At 72.3% G+C, this 16,600-nt stretch carries 18 protein-coding genes; 7 read left to right on the top strand and 11 right to left on the bottom strand.

Going from position 1 to position 16,600, the window contains the following annotated elements:
- Window positions 1–92: 92 nt before the first annotated feature.
- Window positions 93–1,187 carry a glycoside hydrolase family 11 protein gene (locus tag AB0K00_RS43570; RefSeq protein ID WP_363534139.1) on the bottom strand — a complete coding sequence of 365 codons (1,095 nt, stop codon included), beginning with the start codon at window positions 1,185–1,187 and terminating at the stop codon, window positions 93–95.
- A gap of 365 nt (window positions 1,188–1,552) precedes the next feature.
- Here AB0K00_RS43570 and AB0K00_RS43565 point away from each other — a divergent pair, with 365 nt between their 5' ends.
- Window positions 1,553–2,392: an aldo/keto reductase gene (locus AB0K00_RS43565; protein WP_363534136.1), complete on the top strand. Its 840-nt coding sequence runs from the start codon at window positions 1,553–1,555 to the stop codon at window positions 2,390–2,392.
- Between the two features lie 109 nt (window positions 2,393–2,501).
- Complete coding sequence (locus AB0K00_RS43560) at window positions 2,502–3,275, top strand: aminoglycoside phosphotransferase family protein (RefSeq protein ID WP_363534133.1); 774 nt, start codon at window positions 2,502–2,504, stop codon at window positions 3,273–3,275.
- Window positions 3,276–3,320: 45 nt separating this feature from the next.
- On the opposite strand, the gene AB0K00_RS43555 is transcribed toward AB0K00_RS43560, so the two are convergent.
- Together AB0K00_RS43555 and AB0K00_RS43550 are read right to left on the bottom strand one after the other, a co-directional pair.
- Window positions 3,321–4,013 carry a CPBP family intramembrane glutamic endopeptidase gene (locus AB0K00_RS43555; protein ID WP_363534130.1) on the bottom strand — a complete coding sequence of 231 codons (693 nt, stop codon included), beginning with the start codon at window positions 4,011–4,013 and terminating at the stop codon, window positions 3,321–3,323.
- Window positions 4,010–4,888, bottom strand: a complete 879-nt coding sequence (locus AB0K00_RS43550; protein ID WP_363534127.1) for an NAD(P)H-binding protein — start codon at window positions 4,886–4,888, stop codon at window positions 4,010–4,012. The genes AB0K00_RS43555 and AB0K00_RS43550 overlap by 4 nt, the downstream gene beginning before the upstream one ends.
- 75 nt (window positions 4,889–4,963) lie before the next feature.
- Here AB0K00_RS43550 and AB0K00_RS43545 point away from each other — a divergent pair, with 75 nt between their 5' ends.
- Window positions 4,964–5,416 (top strand): hypothetical protein, encoded by a 453-nt coding sequence (locus tag AB0K00_RS43545; RefSeq protein ID WP_363534124.1) that lies wholly within the window; start codon window positions 4,964–4,966, stop codon window positions 5,414–5,416.
- Window positions 5,417–5,422: 6 nt separating this feature from the next.
- Here the strand turns inward: AB0K00_RS43545 and AB0K00_RS43540 are convergent, their stop codons facing one another.
- Together AB0K00_RS43540 and AB0K00_RS43535 are read right to left on the bottom strand one after the other, a co-directional pair.
- Window positions 5,423–6,181 carry a DUF427 domain-containing protein gene (locus AB0K00_RS43540; RefSeq protein ID WP_363534121.1) on the bottom strand — a complete coding sequence of 253 codons (759 nt, stop codon included), beginning with the start codon at window positions 6,179–6,181 and terminating at the stop codon, window positions 5,423–5,425.
- Window positions 6,178–6,642, bottom strand: coding sequence for a helix-turn-helix domain-containing protein (locus tag AB0K00_RS43535; RefSeq protein ID WP_363534118.1), 465 nt, complete (start codon window positions 6,640–6,642; stop codon window positions 6,178–6,180). The genes AB0K00_RS43540 and AB0K00_RS43535 overlap by 4 nt, the downstream gene beginning before the upstream one ends.
- Window positions 6,643–6,679: 37 nt before the next feature.
- Between AB0K00_RS43535 and pip the strand changes: the two genes are divergently transcribed.
- Entirely contained in the window at window positions 6,680–7,618 is a 939-nt protein-coding gene (gene pip, locus AB0K00_RS43530; protein WP_363534115.1) for a prolyl aminopeptidase, read from the top strand.
- A 62-nt stretch (window positions 7,619–7,680) separates the two neighbouring features.
- Here pip and AB0K00_RS43525 read toward each other — a convergent pair whose 3' ends face one another.
- From AB0K00_RS43525 to AB0K00_RS43505, 5 genes are all read right to left on the bottom strand, one after another.
- On the bottom strand, window positions 7,681–7,860 hold the full coding sequence (locus tag AB0K00_RS43525) for a hypothetical protein (RefSeq protein WP_363534112.1): 180 nt from the start codon (window positions 7,858–7,860) through the stop codon (window positions 7,681–7,683).
- Window positions 7,861–7,968: 108 nt separating this feature from the next.
- Complete coding sequence (locus AB0K00_RS43520) at window positions 7,969–8,631, bottom strand: tetratricopeptide repeat protein (protein WP_363534109.1); 663 nt, start codon at window positions 8,629–8,631, stop codon at window positions 7,969–7,971.
- A 90-nt stretch (window positions 8,632–8,721) separates the two neighbouring features.
- Window positions 8,722–9,336, bottom strand: a complete 615-nt coding sequence (locus tag AB0K00_RS43515) for an ADP-ribosylglycohydrolase family protein (protein WP_363534106.1) — start codon at window positions 9,334–9,336, stop codon at window positions 8,722–8,724.
- Between the two features lie 115 nt (window positions 9,337–9,451).
- On the bottom strand, window positions 9,452–9,901 hold the full coding sequence (locus AB0K00_RS43510; RefSeq protein ID WP_363534103.1) for a group II truncated hemoglobin: 450 nt from the start codon (window positions 9,899–9,901) through the stop codon (window positions 9,452–9,454).
- Between the two features lie 97 nt (window positions 9,902–9,998).
- Complete coding sequence (locus AB0K00_RS43505; protein ID WP_363534100.1) at window positions 9,999–10,724, bottom strand: TetR/AcrR family transcriptional regulator C-terminal domain-containing protein; 726 nt, start codon at window positions 10,722–10,724, stop codon at window positions 9,999–10,001.
- 29 nt (window positions 10,725–10,753) lie between these two features.
- On the opposite strand from AB0K00_RS43505, the gene AB0K00_RS43500 reads away from it, so the two are divergent.
- The 3 genes from AB0K00_RS43500 to AB0K00_RS43490 all read left to right on the top strand — a co-directional run bounded on the left by AB0K00_RS43500 (window position 10,754) and on the right by AB0K00_RS43490 (window position 16,029).
- Complete coding sequence (locus AB0K00_RS43500) at window positions 10,754–11,878, top strand: FAD-dependent monooxygenase (protein ID WP_363534097.1); 1,125 nt, start codon at window positions 10,754–10,756, stop codon at window positions 11,876–11,878.
- Window positions 11,879–11,977: 99 nt separating this feature from the next.
- Window positions 11,978–12,880: a bile acid:sodium symporter family protein gene (locus AB0K00_RS43495; RefSeq protein ID WP_363534094.1), complete on the top strand. Its 903-nt coding sequence runs from the start codon at window positions 11,978–11,980 to the stop codon at window positions 12,878–12,880.
- A complete protein-coding gene (locus AB0K00_RS43490) occupies window positions 12,877–16,029 on the top strand; it encodes a BTAD domain-containing putative transcriptional regulator (RefSeq protein WP_363534091.1) in 3,153 nt (1,050 codons plus the stop codon). The genes AB0K00_RS43495 and AB0K00_RS43490 overlap by 4 nt, the downstream gene beginning before the upstream one ends.
- Here AB0K00_RS43490 and AB0K00_RS43485 read toward each other — a convergent pair.
- Window positions 16,022–16,597, bottom strand: coding sequence for an SAM-dependent methyltransferase (locus AB0K00_RS43485; RefSeq protein ID WP_363534089.1), 576 nt, complete (start codon window positions 16,595–16,597; stop codon window positions 16,022–16,024). The two genes, AB0K00_RS43490 and AB0K00_RS43485, sit on opposite strands and share 8 nt — an antisense overlap.
- Between the last annotated feature and the right edge of the window lie 3 nt (window positions 16,598–16,600).

Here is a 16,600-nt window from a genome sequence, read left to right as displayed (position 1 = left end):
GTCGTTGTGGGTGCTCCCGGGCTGGCGTGCGTGCGGGTCGCGGGGGCCGGGGGGTCCGTGGTCCACCGGGACCCGCCGCGCCCCCCGGCCGGTCAGCGGCAGGTGGCGCCGTTGAGCGTGAACCCGCTCGGTGCGGCGGTGTTGCCGGTGTGGTTGGCCTGGAAGCCGATCGTCGTCGAGCCGCCCGGCGGGATGGCGCCGTTGTAGCTGGCGTTGGTCGCGGTCACCTGACCGCTGCTCGGCGAGTACGTGGCGTTCCAGCCGGAGGTGATCGTCTGCCCGGAGGCGAGGTTGAACCGCAGTGACCAGCCGTTGATGGCGGTCGTGCCCGTGTTCGTGATGGTGATGTTGTCGGTGAGCCCGGTGTTCCAGGGGTTGAGCGCGTTGGTGACCTGGCACGCCGCGGTGCCGCCGCCCGGCGGCGGGCTCGACGGGCCCGGCGAGCTGGGCCGCGGCGACGACGACGTGGGGCCGGGGCCGGGGCCTTCGCTGACCGTGATGCTGGAGCTGCCGCTGCTCTGGTAGCCCTCGGTGGCGAGGATCTGGTAGTCGTGCGAGCCGAGGTTCAGCCCGAGGCTCGCCCACGCGTTGAAGTGGTTGGCGGTGGTGATGGTGCCGCCGGTCCGCTTCTGCTGCCGCACGCTCCAGTACTGCCAGAACGTCGCGTTGCCGATGATGGAAGGCTGGTTGACGCGCTGGGTGCGGTAGATGTCGTAGGTGCTGCCGTCGGTGGTGACCGAGCCGAGCCGCTGCGCGCCGGTGCTCGGGTTGTAGTTGCCGAAGTTCTCCACGACGTAGTACTCGATGAGCGGGTTGGTGGTCCAGCCGTACAGCGCCAGGTAGCCGTTGCCGTTGACGCTGAACGTGCCGGAGTAGTTCACCGTGTGGCTGGAGCCGGGCTTCCAGCCCTTGCCGACGACGGTGTTGTTGATGTTGTTCCACTGGACGCTGTACGAGCCGGCGTTGCCCAGCGTCATGTTGACGTTGCCGTTGTCCTTCCAGTACGAGAAGAAGTAGCCGTTGTGGGTGCCGGTCGTGTTCGAGGTGACGGTCCGGTCGGCCTCGGCGTGCGCCGTGCCGGTCAGGGCGGCCGAGGCCGCGGCGATCACAACGGCGCAGGCGCCGGCGATGAGCAGCCTTCCGCGGCGGCGCCCGCGGCGCGTGGAATGTGCGGGAACGTCGTTCATGCCTGCGTCCTTTCGAGCATCGAGGTCGACTCTCGTCGATGGCCGCAGTGTTGTTCGGCAGCACTCCGGCGTCAATGAATTTCGAAAGCCGAAAGCCGGTCTGACCAGGTGTTTCACCTCGGCGCGACGGTCCTGGCGGGCCCGGATCCGCCGCGGCGGTCTGAAAGTTTCGGCGCCGGTACCGGTGTGTCCGGAGGGGTGGCCAGCGTGTCTCGGCGCGATGCTTCGGGTGCTCCCGGCGCGCCGTTGCGCCGGGTGGGGCAGCGGTGTAGAAGGAGGGATTCGGGTGTGACCGTGCGCGGTCCACAGGTCGCGCCGCCGACCCGCCGGAGGAGGGCGTCGCCGCGGTGGGGTTGGATGGAGCCATGACCTTGACTCCTGCGCCCACAGTCACGCTGCTGCACGGTGCCGAGATGCCCCGCCTCGGGCTGGGCACGTCGCCGATGGACGATGATGCGGCCGAGGCGGCCGTCGCCACCGCGATCGAGTTGGGCTACCGGCTCGTGGACACCGCGGAGAACTACGGCAACGAGCGCGGCGTCGGCCGCGGGCTCAAAGCCTCCGGGGTGCCGCGCGACGAGTTGTTCGTCACGACCAAGTTCAACAAACGCTGGCACGGGGTCGAACTGGCCGCCGAGGCGTGCGAGCGCAGCGCCGACCGGCTCGGCCTCGACTACGTCGACCTGCTGCTCGTCCACTGGCCCAACCCGCAGCAGGACCGGTACGTGCAGGCCTGGCAGGGCCTGGTCCGGCTGCTCGAAGGCGGCCGCGTGCGCGCGATCGGCACGTCGAACTTCAAGCCCGCCCACCTGGAGCGCATCATCGCCGAGACGGGTGTCGTGCCCGACGTCAACCAGATCCAGCTCAGCCCGACCGTGACCCGCGAGTCCGCCCGCGCCTACCACGCCCGGCACGGGATCGTCACCCAGTCGTGGTCGCCGATCGGCGGGCAGCGCAACGACGTCCTGCGCGCGCCGGCCGTCGTCGAACTGGCCGAGCGGCACGGCCGGACCCCGGCGCAGGTCGTGCTCCGGTGGCACCTGGAGCTCGGGCTGACCGCCGTGCCCAAGTCCAGTGACCCGGTCCGGCTCGGGCAGAACCTCGACGTCTTCGACTTCTCCCTGTCCGCCGACGAGGTGGCCTCGCTCAGCGCGTTGGACCAGGGTGACGCCGCCGGCGCCGACTCCGACGCATTCGGTCACTGACCGCCCCGCGCTGTGCCGGGCGCGAGAAAGCCGGGCGCGAGAAAGCCAGGCGCCAGAAAGCCAGGTGCCAGAAAGCCAGGCGCCAGAAAGCCAGGCGAGGACAAACCGGGTGACGCCGGTGATCGTCTCCGCGATACTGGCCGGCGTGGACAAGGTCGAGGTCGTCGTCGCCCATGACGAGCGCGCGACGCTCCGCGTCGGCGACGTGTTCCTGAAGATCGACGCGGATCAGGCGCGCATCGACGTCGAGGTCGAGGCGATGGCACTGGCCCCGATCCCGACGCCGGAGGTCCTGTGGCGCAAGCCGCCCGTGCTCGCGATCGCCGCGGTCCGGGGCACGGCGCTGGGCCGCCTCGGCGAGCCGTCGCCCGCGTCGCCGGCGGCGTGGGCAGCGGCCGGCGCGGCGGTGCGGAAGCTGCACGACGCGCCGCTGCCGCCATGGCCCGGCAGGAGCCTCGACACCGTCGCAGCCGACCTCGAACGCGAATGCGAGTGGCTCGTCACGAACAGCGTCCTTCCCGCCGACCTGGTCACGCGCAACCGTCAGATCGCCGTGGCCGCGCTGAAGCCGCGGCCACCGGTGTTCGCCCACGGCGACCTGCAGATCACCCACGTGTTCGTCGAAGGTGACGAGGTCACCGGCGTGATCGACTGGTCCGAGGCGTGCCAGGGCGACGGCCTGTATGACCTCGCCAGCCTGACCCTCGGACACGAGGAGCACCTCGACGACGTCCTGGCCGGCTACGGCACCGACGTCGACGTCGACGTCGTCCACGCCTGGTGGTCGCTGCGGAGCCTGCTGGCCGTCCGCTGGCTGGTCGAGCACGGCTTCGACCCGTCCTCACCGGGCTGCGAGTTCGACGTCCTGCGCGCCCGCATGTGAGGCACCCGGACGCGGTGGCGGGCCGGCCCGGAAGGCCCAGGCAGGTCAGTTCGCGATCAGCGGGGGCAGGGCGAACAGCATGACCGTGGACCAGGTGACGTGGGTGAGGACCGGGGCGAGGACGCCGCCGGACGCGCGGCGTTGCAGGCCCAGGATCACGCCGAGGAGCACGGCGGCGAAGACGAGCATCGGGTTGCCGGTGGCGACGGTGACGATGGCGTAGACGGCGGTGGAGATGGTCACCGGCAGCCTCCGCCCGATGGCGGCGAACAGGGCACCCCGGAAGAAGAGCTCCTCGGCGGCGCCGTTGGCGAGGGTGACGATCGTGATGAGGACGATCGAGCCGTAGCGGGCGTGGTCGAGCACGTCGTCGGTGTAGGCGCGCAGCGGCGGGATCTCCCGCACGATCAGGGCACCGGCGACGAAGACCGCGCCGGCGAGCAGGCCGGTGATGATCGGGGTGGCGACGGGGCGGCGCAGGGTGCCGCGGAACGGGATGCGCCCGAGGTGCAGCGGCCCGGACAGCAGCGCCCCAGCGACCCAGGTGGCGGCGACCGCGAGAGTCATCGGATAGAACAGCGCGTCGCCGGGCCGGATCGACAGCGACACCCCGAGCAGCACTGCGCCGACGACCAGGGTCACCGCGGCCACGATCCGGCGCCGCCGGAACGCGCTGGCGGACTGGGTGTGGTCGCGGGGCACCCGGTCGATGAACGCCGAGCCGAGCAGACACCTCATTGCCGCAGGGCCAGCCGGACCGCGTCGTCGTAGCCGATCGTCGGGCCGGGCACGACGGTCTCGATGCTGTGGTCGTGGACGACGACTTCGGTGCTGAGCGAGTCGACGAGGTTACGCGCGGTGGTCAGGTCGACGTCGGTGACGAGGGCCAGCCACGACGACGACAGGCGTGGGGTGAGCAGCGGGACGGTCACATTGGTCAGTGTCTCCCCCTGTACCGCCGCCGCCCGCGTCAGCATGTCGATGTAGCGCAGCACCTCGGGCCCGCCGATCTCGAAGACCCTGCCACGGGCCTCGACGGGTTCGAGGACCCCGACCAGATAACGGATCACGTCGGGCAGGGCGATCGGCTGGGTGCGGGTTTCCACCCACCGTGGGGTGAGCATCGCCGGCAGCTTCTCGACGAGCTGCCGGGTGATCTCCCAGCTGATGCCGCCGGCGCCGATGACGACCGCGGCCCGCAGCGCGGTGACCGGCACCGGGCCTTCCCGCAGGATGCGTTCGACGGTGCGGCGGGAGCGCAGGTGCGCGGACAGTTCGCCGTCGTCGGCGCCGAGCCCGCCGAGGTAGACGATGCGTTCCAGCCCCGCGTCGGCGGCGGCCGCGGCGAACGTGCGGGCGGCCGCGGCGTCCTTGGCCTCAAAGTCGTCGGAGTCCAGGGAGTGCACCAGGTAGTAGGCCGCGTCGGCGCCGTGCAGGGCCTTGGCGATGCTGTCGGGGTCGAACACGTCGCCCTGCACGGGCGTGCCCGCCCCGTCGTAGCGGTCGGGGTGGCGGGTCATCGCCCGCACCTCGTAGCCCTCGTCGGTCAGGGCACTGGCCAGATGCGACCCGATGAACCCGGAGGCACCGGTCACGACCACACGTTTCGTCACCCCTGCCTGGTACCCCGTGCGGGCGCGACCACCGCAAATCGACGCAACATTGCCAGGCGGGGCTACCGTCGGGGCATGTTGGTCGCGAAGCGGACAAGTGTCTGGCGGACGCGGTACGAGGTGAGCCAGGACGGTCACCTGGTCGCGAACTGGGACGGGTCGCTGTGGCGCAGCGGCGGTGACCTCAACGTGGCGGGGCAGGCGTTTCAGGTCCGTGGCAACGCGTGGGGCAGCCGCTTCTCCATGCTGGACAAGGCCGGTGGTGTCGTCGCCGCCGCGGACCGGGTCGGCCGCAAGCGGTGGACCGTGACCGCCGGCGCGGTGACGTATCAGTTCCAGCGGGCCTCGGCGTGGGGCCACGCGCAGGACCTGTATTCGGACGGCCGGAAGGTCGGCTCGGTGCGCAGGACCAGCATGTGGGGCAGCGACGTCGCCGTCGACCTTCCCGGCGTGCCGCTGCCCGTGCAGGTGTTCGTCCTCGGGGTCCTCGTCACCATGTGGCAGGCGCAGGCCGCGGCCGCCAGCTGACCGCCGCTACGAGAACGGCGTCACCGGGCGGTCGAGCAGCCGGCCGTCCAGGTGCACGTCGACCTTCTCGTTGTAGAAGCTGATCAGGCCCGCGATCGGCAGCAGCGCCGCGGTCGGGAAGTCGTAGGCCCACGCGAGGTCCTCGTGCACGGTCTCGCCGGCCCGCACGGACCAGTAGCCGGTGGTGCGCCCCTTGTACGGGCACGAGGTCCGCGTGGGTGACGCCACCAGGTGAGTGAAGTCGACGTCGGTCCGGTTGAGGTAATACCGCGTCGGCAGACCGGTCTCGAAGACCAGCACCGGCGAGGACGACTCGGCGAGGACCACGCCGTCGACGGAGATCCGCACGGTACGGGTGGAGCGCAGCGCGTCGACGCGGCTGTACGGGTTACGCGGGTGGACGAACACCTGCTCGTCCTCCTCGTACCACGCGTCGAGGGAGTCCCATTCGAGGCGGGCGAGGCCCTCGACCGGGCCGTCGGTGTAGATCCGGCCGGCGGCGGGGCGGTCCTGGTCCCCGACCCGCAGCCCGATGCGGCGGGCGCTGCCCCGTTTGAGCTGCTGTACGTGGTCCTCGTCGACGACCGCGGCCGGGTCGAGGTCGTCGGCCGGGATGTAGTACTGCGGGTAGCTCGGCCACTCCCACAGGTACACGGCGCGGGTGGTGTCCAGGACGGTCCGGCCGTTGAGCACGGCCCGCACCCGGCGCGGCACCGGTTCGGTGTGGTCGACCGGCACGATCATCTTCGGGTAGTCGGCTGTCACATCTCCTTGCCTACCACCACAGCGCCGATCCGATCGCGCATCGGGCGGTGTTCGAGGGTGGCAATGGCCTCCTCGACGAGGCGGCTCAACGGATACGGCAGCTCCGCGTCGAGCCCCTCGGCGGCGGCGACGGTGGCCGCCATCTCCGCCTCGATGACCGGGAGCAGCCGCGCGGCCCGGTCGGTGAGGTGCACGATGCGCTGCCGGGCGTCGGCACCGGGCTCGAGGCGGACGAGGTCCTGGCGGGTCATCTCCGCGACGGTCTGGCTGGCCGCGGAGTGGGTCACCCCGATCGCCGCGGCCAGGTCCCGGATCGTGCGCGGGCCCTGTTGCGCGAGGACGCGCACGACCGGCGCGAACCTGGGCCGGATCTCGGGCAGGCCGAGGTCGCCGTAGACCGCGGCGACGTCGCCGTCGAGCAGTTCGAGCAGGTGCCGCAGCCGGCTGCCGAGGAATGTCACAGCACTAATATAACAGCGCTGTTGTATTCTGCTCGGCATGTACCCGCTCATCGACCCGCACGACGAGGGCATGCTCGACGTCGGCGACGGCAACCTCGTGCACTGGGACGTCGCCGGCAACCCCACCGGCCTGCCCGCCGTGGTCGTGCACGGCGGCCCCGGCTCCGGCTGCACCCCACGCACCCGCCGCTACTTCAACCCGGACCGCTACCGGATCGTGCAGTTTGACCAGCGCAACTGCGGCCGCAGCACCCCGCACGCGTCGAGGCTGGACGCGGACCTGCGGCACAACACCACCGAACACCTCATCGCCGACATGGAGCGACTCCGCGAGCACCTCGGCATCGACCGGTGGCTGCTGTTCGGCGGCTCATGGGGCTCGACGCTGATCCTCGCCTACGCCGAACGTCACCCGCACCGCGTGGCCGGCATCGTCATCGACGGCGTGACGTCCACCCGCCGCCGCGAGATCTCCTGGCTCTACGAGGGCATCGGCCGGTTCTTCCCCGCGCAGTGGGCCGCGTTCCGCGACTTCGCCGCGCCGTTCGACGGCGACCTGGTCGCCGCCTACGCCCGGCTGATGAACTCCCCCGACCCCGCCGTGCGTGCTGCGACCGCCGACGCCTGGTGCACCTGGGAGGACACCGCGGTGTCGCTCGAACCGAACGGCGTGCCCGACGCGTACCGCGGCCGCCCCGACGACGCGAAGCTCGCCATGGTCCGCATCTGCACCCACTATTTCGCCCACGCGGCGTGGCTGGAGGAAGGCATCCTGCTCCGCGAGGCGGGACGGCTCGCCGGCATCCGAGGTGTACTGCTCCACGGCCGCTTCGACATCAGCAGCCCTTTGGAGACGGCCTGGCACCTCGCGGAACGCTGGCCGGACGCCACCCTCACGATCGTCGAGGACTCCGGCCACACCGGCAGCGACACCATGCGGACCCTGATCCGCGAAGCCCTCGACTCCTTCACCTGACCGCGTCACAAGCGGGCTGCTCCACCTCACCGAGGTGCGCCGGCGGCGCCGCGGATGTCGCGCTACTGCAGGAGAATGCACGCGCGGTGCTGCAGGAGGTCGTCGGCCAGCTTGGTGATGCCGTGGGTGGCGCCAACGGCCCGCAGCGACCGTACGACCGCGCGGCGCACGCGGGTGGGTGGGTCCTGGTCCCCGACGGCCGGGAGCGCGATCAGCAGGTGCTCCGGGTCCTCCGGCAGCATCTCCCAGGGAAGCCCCGCATGGGCGTCATGCCGGCCGGCTCCAGCGGAGGCTGAAACAGGTCCGAGAATCCCGGCAGGTACACGACGCATCGTACGACGGCCGCAGGCTCAGAGCTGCGTCCTCGCCTGCTCGATGTGCCGCACGATGGCGTGGGCGTCGTGCGCGTGGGCGATGGCGTGCGCCTCGTCGAGGGTGGCGAGCGCGTCCGCGCGGCGGTCCTGGGCGGCGGCGATGTAGGCCAGGCCGATCATGTTGGAGGCCACGCCCGGCAGGGCGCCGAACTCGCGGCGCAGCCGGGACGACTCCTCCAGGTGCTCGCGCGCCTCGTCCAGCCGGCCGGCCTTGTGGGCCGCGATGCCCAGGTGCCGCAGCGCCTCGGACCGGGTCGGCCGGTCGCCGGTCTGCGCCGCCAGTTGGCAGGACCGCTCCAGGAACGGCACCGCGGTCTCGTCGTCGCGCCGGATGAACTGGTGGAGGCAGCCGATCCAGAACAGTGCCTCGGCCTCGCCGCGCGGGTCGCCCAGCGCCTGGTACAGCTCAAGGGCGCGCTCGAACAACGGCAGTTCAGCGGGGTCCTCGGCGGGCGGCGAACCGGCGTCGGCGGGCGCGTTCTGGAACCGGGCGTGCAGGATCAGCCCACGTGCCAGCGCCGCATCGGCCTCGACCGCGTCCAGCCCCCGCTCGGCCTCGGCCAGTGCGCTGGTGTCGCCGCCGTACACCGCCTGCCGGTAGACCTTCCTGGCCCGGTCGATCCGATCGTCGTTGCTCATCGCCGCCCCCGTTGGCATCGCCGTTCCCTGCTGGATCCGGCAGTCTAGCCGGGGCGACCCGTCGTCATCGGGATCGACCGCGGTCGGTCGCTACCCGGCTGGGAGCGGTTCGCGGGCGTCGACCCACTCGCCGGGCACCGCGTCCAGGCCGGTGCGGGCGGCGACGATGCCGCCGACGATGGCGCAGGTGGTGTCCATGTCGCCGCCGGCGCTGACGGTCGCCCACAGCGCCTCGACGAGGCTGTCCAGGTGCCGGGCGGCGCACCAGATCGCGTACGGCACGGTGTCGAGGGCGGAGATGAGTGCCCCGCAGCCGACCTCGCCGGCGATCCACTGCGGTTGCCGGGAAAACGGCCGGCGGGACAGCCGGCGGAGCCGAGCGGCGACCTCGCTGTCCGGCGTGCGGGCGGCCACCTGCGGCAGCAGATCCTCTGCCGGCACCTGCCGCACCGTCAGCGCGGCGGCGACGCCCACCGCGACGGCGCCGGCGGTCGCCTCGGGATGCGCGTGCGTGACCGCCGCGGACAGGGCCGCCTGCTCGACGACCCGGTCGAGGTCGTCGGCGAACCACGCGCCGAGCGGGGCGACGCGCATCGCGGCGCCGTTGCCCCACGAGCCCTGACCGGCGAACTGGGCGGCGGTGACCGCCTGCCACGCCTCGCCGTCACCGATGGCCGTCAGCACCTCGGCGGCCGGAAGAACCACGTCTCGCCGAGCGCCGTTCCGTGCAGCGACCAGGTCGCGGCGGCAACGTTGGCGGTCACCGGCCGATCATGACAGGCGCTCCCGTGCCCTGTCGATCCGATTCCGCACCCACCGGTCAGGTCTCGGACTGGCGCGGCCAGGTCCAGGCGGGGACCTCACGGATCGGGTGCAGCTGGTCATCGGTCTCGGCATGTGAGTTCTGCTGGGCCACGTGGGCGCCGAACTCGAGGTGCTCGCGCACGGCCGTGCGGAAGGCGTCATCGTCCGGTAGGCCGGCTTCATCGATCGCTTCGAGGTAGAGGACGACGAACCGTTCCCGCTGCTCGTCGGTGATCTTCAGGTGGCGGTGGACGTCGATCAGGTACTGGAATCCCGGGCCGGTGGTGAACCTGTCCGGGCCGCCGAAGGACTCGGCGGTGAACCACGTGAGGTGCTCGACATGGTTCGGCCGGCGAGCGGGGAACACGCTGCGCAGCACGGGGTCCTCGAGCACCTTGGTGTAGAACAGTTCTTCCAGGCGGTGCAGCGCCTCGTCTCCGCCGGCGAATTCATACAGCGTGGTCATTGCCTCGCCCTCCGTAGCCCTGGGCCGAGCGACGGATGCGCTCCCCCGAAGATCCGATCGCTGCGACCGTACCCCGTTGGGACGAGCGCGGTCACGGTCACGTGTGGGGGTGGCCGGTGATGCCGTCCAGGACGGTGGTCAGGTTGTGGTCGAAGGTTTCCTCGGCGTTGAGGTGAGCGCCGTCGATGACGAGCCGGGCGATGGTGGGATACCTGCCGGTCTGCAGCATGCGGGTGAGATAGGGACCGAGGGCGGCCTGCCAGGCGGCCTCGTCGGTGCCGGTGGAACGGGCGGTGCGCCGCTCGGTGACCTCTCGGCGGATCGATCCGATGATGAAGGCGTTGAGGGCGCCCACGGCCCGCTGGAGATCGTCGATGCCGTGCACGCCGGGTGCCTGGCTCAGCGCTGCCGCGGTCGCCTCGCCCACGGCGAGCGCGTGCGGTCCCAGGTGTGGCCTTCCGCCGAGCAGGTCGGCAAACCACTCGTGAGCGAGGGCGGCGTCACGGGTCGCGTGGGCGATGGCCAGCACCGTGGCGCGCCACGTGGGGTGCCGGCCGACCTCGGCGATCCGGGCGTAGACGACGTCGACCATCAGATCGAGCAGTTCGGAGCGGTTGAGCACGTAGTCGTAGAGCCGCATCGGGGCGACGCCGAGCTCCTTGGCGATCTTGCGGACCGACAGGCCGTCGAGGCCGTGCGCGTCGGCCAGCCGGATCGCGGTGGCGGCGATCTTCTCGCGGCTCAACGGCACCGGCGCCGCCCGCGGCTGGGGTTCGGGCCGTTCCCAAACGGGCAGCGGTTCGCTACCGTACGGTGTATCCACAAATACAGTGTACGGTAACGGGAGTGAGCATGCGAATCGCGATTGCCGGCGGCGGCCTCGGCGGGCTGACGCTGGCCCGGATCCTGCACCGGCACGGCATCGACGCGGTGGTGTACGAGCGCGAGGCGAGCCGATCCGCGCGGCCACAGGGCGGCTCGCTCGACCTGCACCCGGAGTCCGGGCAGCAGGCCCTGGCCGCGGCCGGTCTCGCCGCCCGGTTCCAGTCGCAGGCGCGGCCCGAGGGCGAGGAACATCGCATCCTCGACCCGTCCGGACGGACCCTGGTGCACCATCGGCCGCAACCCGGCTCGTTCTCCGGACGTCCCGAGATCGACCGCAGCGCACTGCGTGACCTGCTGCTCGACTCCCTCCCCGGCGACACGGTCGCCTGGCGGCACCGGCTTGCCGCGGCCACCCCGCGACCCGGCGGGGGCTGGGAACTGACGTTCCACGACGGCCGGCGGACCGGCTGCGACATCCTCGTCGGCGCGGACGGCGCGCGCTCGGTCGTCCGGCCGCTGCTGACCGACGTCGAGCTGTCCGCTGTGGCCATCCTCGTGGAGCTGGGCATCGAGGACGTCGACCGGCGCCACCCCGAGCTCGCCGAGCTGGTCGGCCCGGGAAACCTGTGGTGCATCGGCGTGCGCCAGATCCTGGCGGCGCAGCGCCTCGGCGACGGCAGCCTGCGGGTCGGGATCTCACTGCGCGCGGAAGACCGCTCCGTCGACACATACCGCAGCAAGCGCGGGCTGCTGGACCTGTTCGGTGCCTGGGACCCACGGCTCACCGCGCTCATCGAGGCCGGCGACGGCGCGCCGGCGCCGCGCCTGATCGAGGCGATGCCCACCGGCACGCACTGGACCGGCCGGCCGGGCGTCACCCTCCTCGGCGACGCCGCGCACCTCATGCCGCCGGTCGGCGAGGGCGCCAACCAGGCCATGCTCGACGCCGCCGAACTCGCCGGCCACCTCGCCGCCAACCCCGCCGATCCGGACTCGGCGATCCGGGCGTACGAGGAGGCGATGTTCACCAGGATCCACCCGATCGCCGAAATGTCCGAACGGGTCCAGACGATGATGCTGTCCCCCACCGCGGCGGAAGACATCGTCCGCTTCTTCACGCCCCGACGCGCCGAACCGGCGTCCGCCGACTGAGAACGCGCGACTGAGAGCGCGTCGCGCGGCCGGTCGAGGCGGCCCGACGGGCCCGCGACGGCCCTTGACCGGGCGTGGCGTACCGGACAAAAATGCAGCGTGGGCTCCGCGTTGATCTCTGCCAGTCTGCCCGTTGCCCTTTTTGTCGTGATGCTCGGGTTGGGTCTCAGCCTGACGGTCGAGGACTTCCGGCGGGTCGGCCGGCATTCGCGGGCGGTCGTGGTGGTCCTGGTGTGCCAGCTCGTGCTGCTCCCCGTGATCTGCTTCGGCCTGGTGCTCGCGTTCCGGCTGCCGTCGGAGCTGGCGGTCGGGCTGATGCTGGTCGCGGCGTCGCCGGGTGGCCCCACCGCGAATCTGTACAGCCACCTGTTCGGTGGGCACGTCGCGTTGAACGTCACGCTCACCGCGGTCAACACGGCGCTGATCGTGTTCACGCTGCCGATCGTGGTGAACCTGTCGGCCGCGTACTTCCTGCCCGACCGGGGCGCCCTCGGGCTGCAGTTCGGCAAGGTGCTGCAGGTGTTCCTGATGGTGCTCGTGCCGGTCGCGATCGGCATGCTCGTGCGCGCGCGAGCGCCCGAGGTCGCGCAGCGGCTCAACCGCCCGGTCCGGATGCTGTCGGTGGTGGTCCTGGTCGCGGTCATCTCCCTCGTGGTGTACGCGGAGCGGGCCAACGTCGCGGACTACCTGGTCTCGGTCGGCGGAGCCGCGGTGACCTTCAACCTCGTCAGCCTGCTGATCGGTTACTGCGCGCCGCGGCTCGCGGGCGTCGACCACCGCGCGGCCATCGCCTCCGGGTTCGAGATCGGCGTCCACAACACCGCGATCGCCGTGACGGTCGCGCTGAGCCCGGCGCTGCTGAACAGTGCCGAGATGGCCGTCCCCGGCGTGGTGTACGGCATCCTCATGCACTTCGCGGCGTTCGGGTTCGGCCTGCTGGTCACCCGTCGCCAGGTGCTGCAGGCCGTTTCCGGCGGACCGGGCACGGTCGAGTCCGGATGAACGCCGGCAACGACGGCCTGCGCCTGCGGATGCTCGGTCCGTTGCGGGTGTGGCGCGACGGCGCCGAGCTGGACGTCGGACCCCGGCAGCAGGCGTATCTGCTGGCCCTGCTGCTGGCCCGGGTGGGCCACCCGGTCACGACGAGCGAGCTGATCGGCCTCATCTGGGGCGAGGACGCGCCGACGAGTGCGCTCAACGTGATCCAGAAGTACATCGGAGCCCTGCGGCGCCTGCTCGAACCCGACGTCCCGGCCCGGGAAACCGGCGCGTACCTGCAACGCCGCGGCAACGCGTACCTGTTCAGCGCCGGCCCGGGCACGCTGGACCTGCTCGCCTTCCGGGAGCTCGTCGAGGCCGCCGAGGCGGCGCTGGCGCAGGGTCAGCACGAACGGGCGCTCGAGCACTACGTCGACGCGCTCGGCCTCTGGCAGGGCCCCGTGGTCGACGGGTTCACCCACGAAACGGCCGCGATGGCCGTCTTCGCCGCGCTCGACGACGAGTTCCGTGCCGCCTGCACGACCGCGGCCGACCTGGCCGTGTCGCTGGGCCGGCCGGAGCTGGTGCTGCCGGCGCTGCAACTGGCCACGAAGACCGCGCCGTTCCACGAACCCGTGCAGGCCGGCTTCATCGCCACGCTCGGCGCCGCCGGGCGCCAGGCCGAAGCACTGTCGGCGTTCCGCACGTTCCGGGACCGGCTGGCCGACGAGCTCGGCATCGACCCCGGCCCGGCCCTGCAGGCGGCATACCTGCGGGTGCTGACACAGACCCCCACGTCGCCGTTCGAGGCAGGCGGCGGCGACGCCGTACCGAAGCAACGGACCGGTCTGGTCGGCCGGGGAGAAGAACTCGCCGCCCTGCGGCAGGCCGTGCAGGCGGCGCTGACCGGCGGCACGGGGCTCGTCATCGTCGAGGGCGAACCGGGCGTGGGCAAGACCCGCCTGGTGGAGGAGGCCGCGGCCGAGGCGGGCCGGCGCGGTGCGCGCGTCGTGTGGGCTTCGTGCCTGGAAGGCGACGGTACGCCCGCGATGTGGCCGTGGGAGCAGGCGCTCACCGCCGTCCTCGACAGCCTCCCGGCGCCGGCGCGCGAGAAGTGGCTGGCCAGCGAGCTCGGCGGCCTCCTCGAATCGCGGCACGACGACGGCGGGCCGGTGGTGGCCGGCGGCCGCGCCCAGTTCCGCCTGTTCGAGCAGGTCGTCACCGTCGTCGGGCAGGCCGCGGCGGAACAGCCGGTGCTGCTCGTCCTGGACGATCTGCAATGGGGCGACACCGCCTCGCTCCAGCTGTTCGGCCACTTGGCGGGCCGGCTGCCGGTCGGCACCGCGGTCATCGGCGCCCTCCGGGACCGCGCGCCCACTCCCGGCTCCGACCTGTCGCGGGTGCTGGCCGACGCCAGCCGGCTGCCCATCCACCGCCGGATCCGGCTCGGCCCGCTCGGCCTGGCCGACGTCACCGAGCTCATCCGCCGCGAAGCCGGCCACGAGCCCGGCGCCGACACCGCCCGCACCATCCACGACCGCACCGCCGGCAACCCGTTCTACGTCCGGGAACTGTCCCGGTTCCTCAGCGACCGCGGTGCCCTCGCCGAGGGCGGGGCTGGGGTGCAGGCGGGGGTGCCGGCGGGAGTGCGGGACGTCGTCCGCGGCCGGATGGCCGGCCTCGACGACAGCGCCCGCGACCTGCTGCAGATCGCCGCGCTCATCGGCCGCGACGTCCACCTCGGCCTGCTCGCCCGCGTCGCCGAGGCGGACGTCGCAGGCTGTCTCGAACGCCTCGAACCCCTGCACGCGCTCGGCCTGCTCGAAACCAGGCCCGAGGACCCGTTCTCGCTGCGGTTCGCGCACGACCTGGTGCGCGAGTCCGTCACCGAGACGACGGCGCCGCAGCGGGTGAGCCGGCTGCACCTGCGCGTCGCGGACGCGCTCGGGGAAGACCTCGCGGACGACGACTCCGTCCCCGAGCGCCTCGCCTACCACCTGTGGGCCGCCGGCCCGCTCGCCGACCCGGTACGCACCGTGGAGGCGCTCAAGCGCGCCGGCCGGCGCGCGACGCGCAAGCTCGCGTTCGCGGCCGCCGACCGGCACCTGGAAACGGCCGCGCAGATCGCACGGACGGCCGGGCTGCCGGAGCTGGAGCTGTCCGCGCTCGCGCTGCTCGCCATCGCCCCGCGCCGGCAGGCCGGGTTCGGCGGCACCACCTTCGACCTGCTGGAGCGGGCCGAATTGCTGGCCCGTCAGCTCGGCCGGGACGTCGAGGCCGCCGGCCTGCTCTTCGCCCGGCTGTTCGGGGCCTACACCTTCCTCGAGCCGGACCGCGCGCATCTGGTCCGGCGGCTGTATGAGCAGGGCGAGGCGTCCGGCAACCCGATCCTGCGCGTGTACGGCCGGCAGGCCTGGGGTCTGCACCAGTGGGACATCGGCAACATCGGCGAGGCGTACCGGTACTTCATCGACAACGACCCCGCCCTGCTGCACGGTGACGTCTCCCCGCGGAGCGAGACGACGGTCCGGCAGGACGTCTCCGGCGAGTGGCCAGGATGGCGGGCCGTCGTGACCGCGATGCACGGTGACGTCGAGACGGCGGGCACCATGATCGACGAGTGGAACGGGCCCACCGACCCGTACGGGGTCGCGACCTGGGCCTACTACATCACCATCATCGCCTCCATGGCCGGTGACGCGGACTGGGTGCTACGCACGATCGAACGATGGATGGCTATGGGCACCGGCCGCAGTGCCGTCCAGCAGGAGCACTACGTGCGGCTGAACTGGTTCTGGGCCCGTGCCCTCACCGGCGACGACCCGGCCGCCACCACGGTGGAGGCCGAGCAGCTCCTGGCCGCGACGCTCACCGACCCGCCCCGGTGGGGCATCGCGTACCACAACGGGCTGATCGCCGAGATGTGGCTGGCCGCCGGCAGGCCGGACGCGGCCCGCACCGCCCTCGACCGCGCGGAGCGGGCCCTGGAGGCCCACGGCCAGCGCTACGCCGAGGGGCTCATCCGGCTGCTGCGGGCGCGCGTGCTGCACGCCGGCGGGGCGCCCGTCGACGCCGTCCGGGCCGCCGCGGAGGACGCCCGCGCCTGGTCCGCCGGGCGGGCGACCCACCTCTTCGCCCGCCGCGCCGAGCAGTTCCTCGCTGAACTCAGGTGATGGGACGGCGGCAGTAGTACACCAGCGCGGGCGGGACGTTGGCCCACTCGGTGCGGCTGACGACGACCTCGTCGAACCGTGACCGCAGGGACATGAGCAGCCGCCGCGCGGGTGGGAGCCACCGCGAATGCAGGTAGGCGAACGTGGTGAACACGCCGTGCGGCGGCAGCGCGGCGACCACCGCGGACAGCACGTCGCGCTGACGGTGCTCGGCGAACGCGGCCCACGGCAGGCCGCTGACCACGACGTCGGCCTGGCTGATCCCGCGCTGCGCCAGCACCGCCGCGAGGTCGGTCGCGTCCGCGATCACCACGTCGACCCCCGGATGCAGGGCGTCCAGGTGCCGCGCGAAGCGCGGGTTGACCTCCACCGCGATGTGCAGGCCACGTCCGGCGAGACGGCGCTGGATGGCGTGGGTGAAGGCCCCGGTGCCCGGGCCCAGCTCCACCACGACGGGGGAACCGGTCCGGGGCACCGCGGCCGTCGCCACCCTGGCCAGCGCGGCACCGCTCGGTGCGATCGCGCCGACCGTCAGGGGGTCGCGCACGAACTCCAGAAGGAAGGACACCGG

The sequence above is a fragment of the Dactylosporangium sp. NPDC049525 genome (assembly GCF_040676755.1).
In the GTDB taxonomy this organism is placed as follows: Bacteria; Actinomycetota; Actinomycetes; order Mycobacteriales; family Micromonosporaceae; genus Dactylosporangium.
The sequence above is the reverse complement of the archived record's forward strand: the minus strand, read 5'-3'. Positions and strand labels throughout refer to the sequence as shown.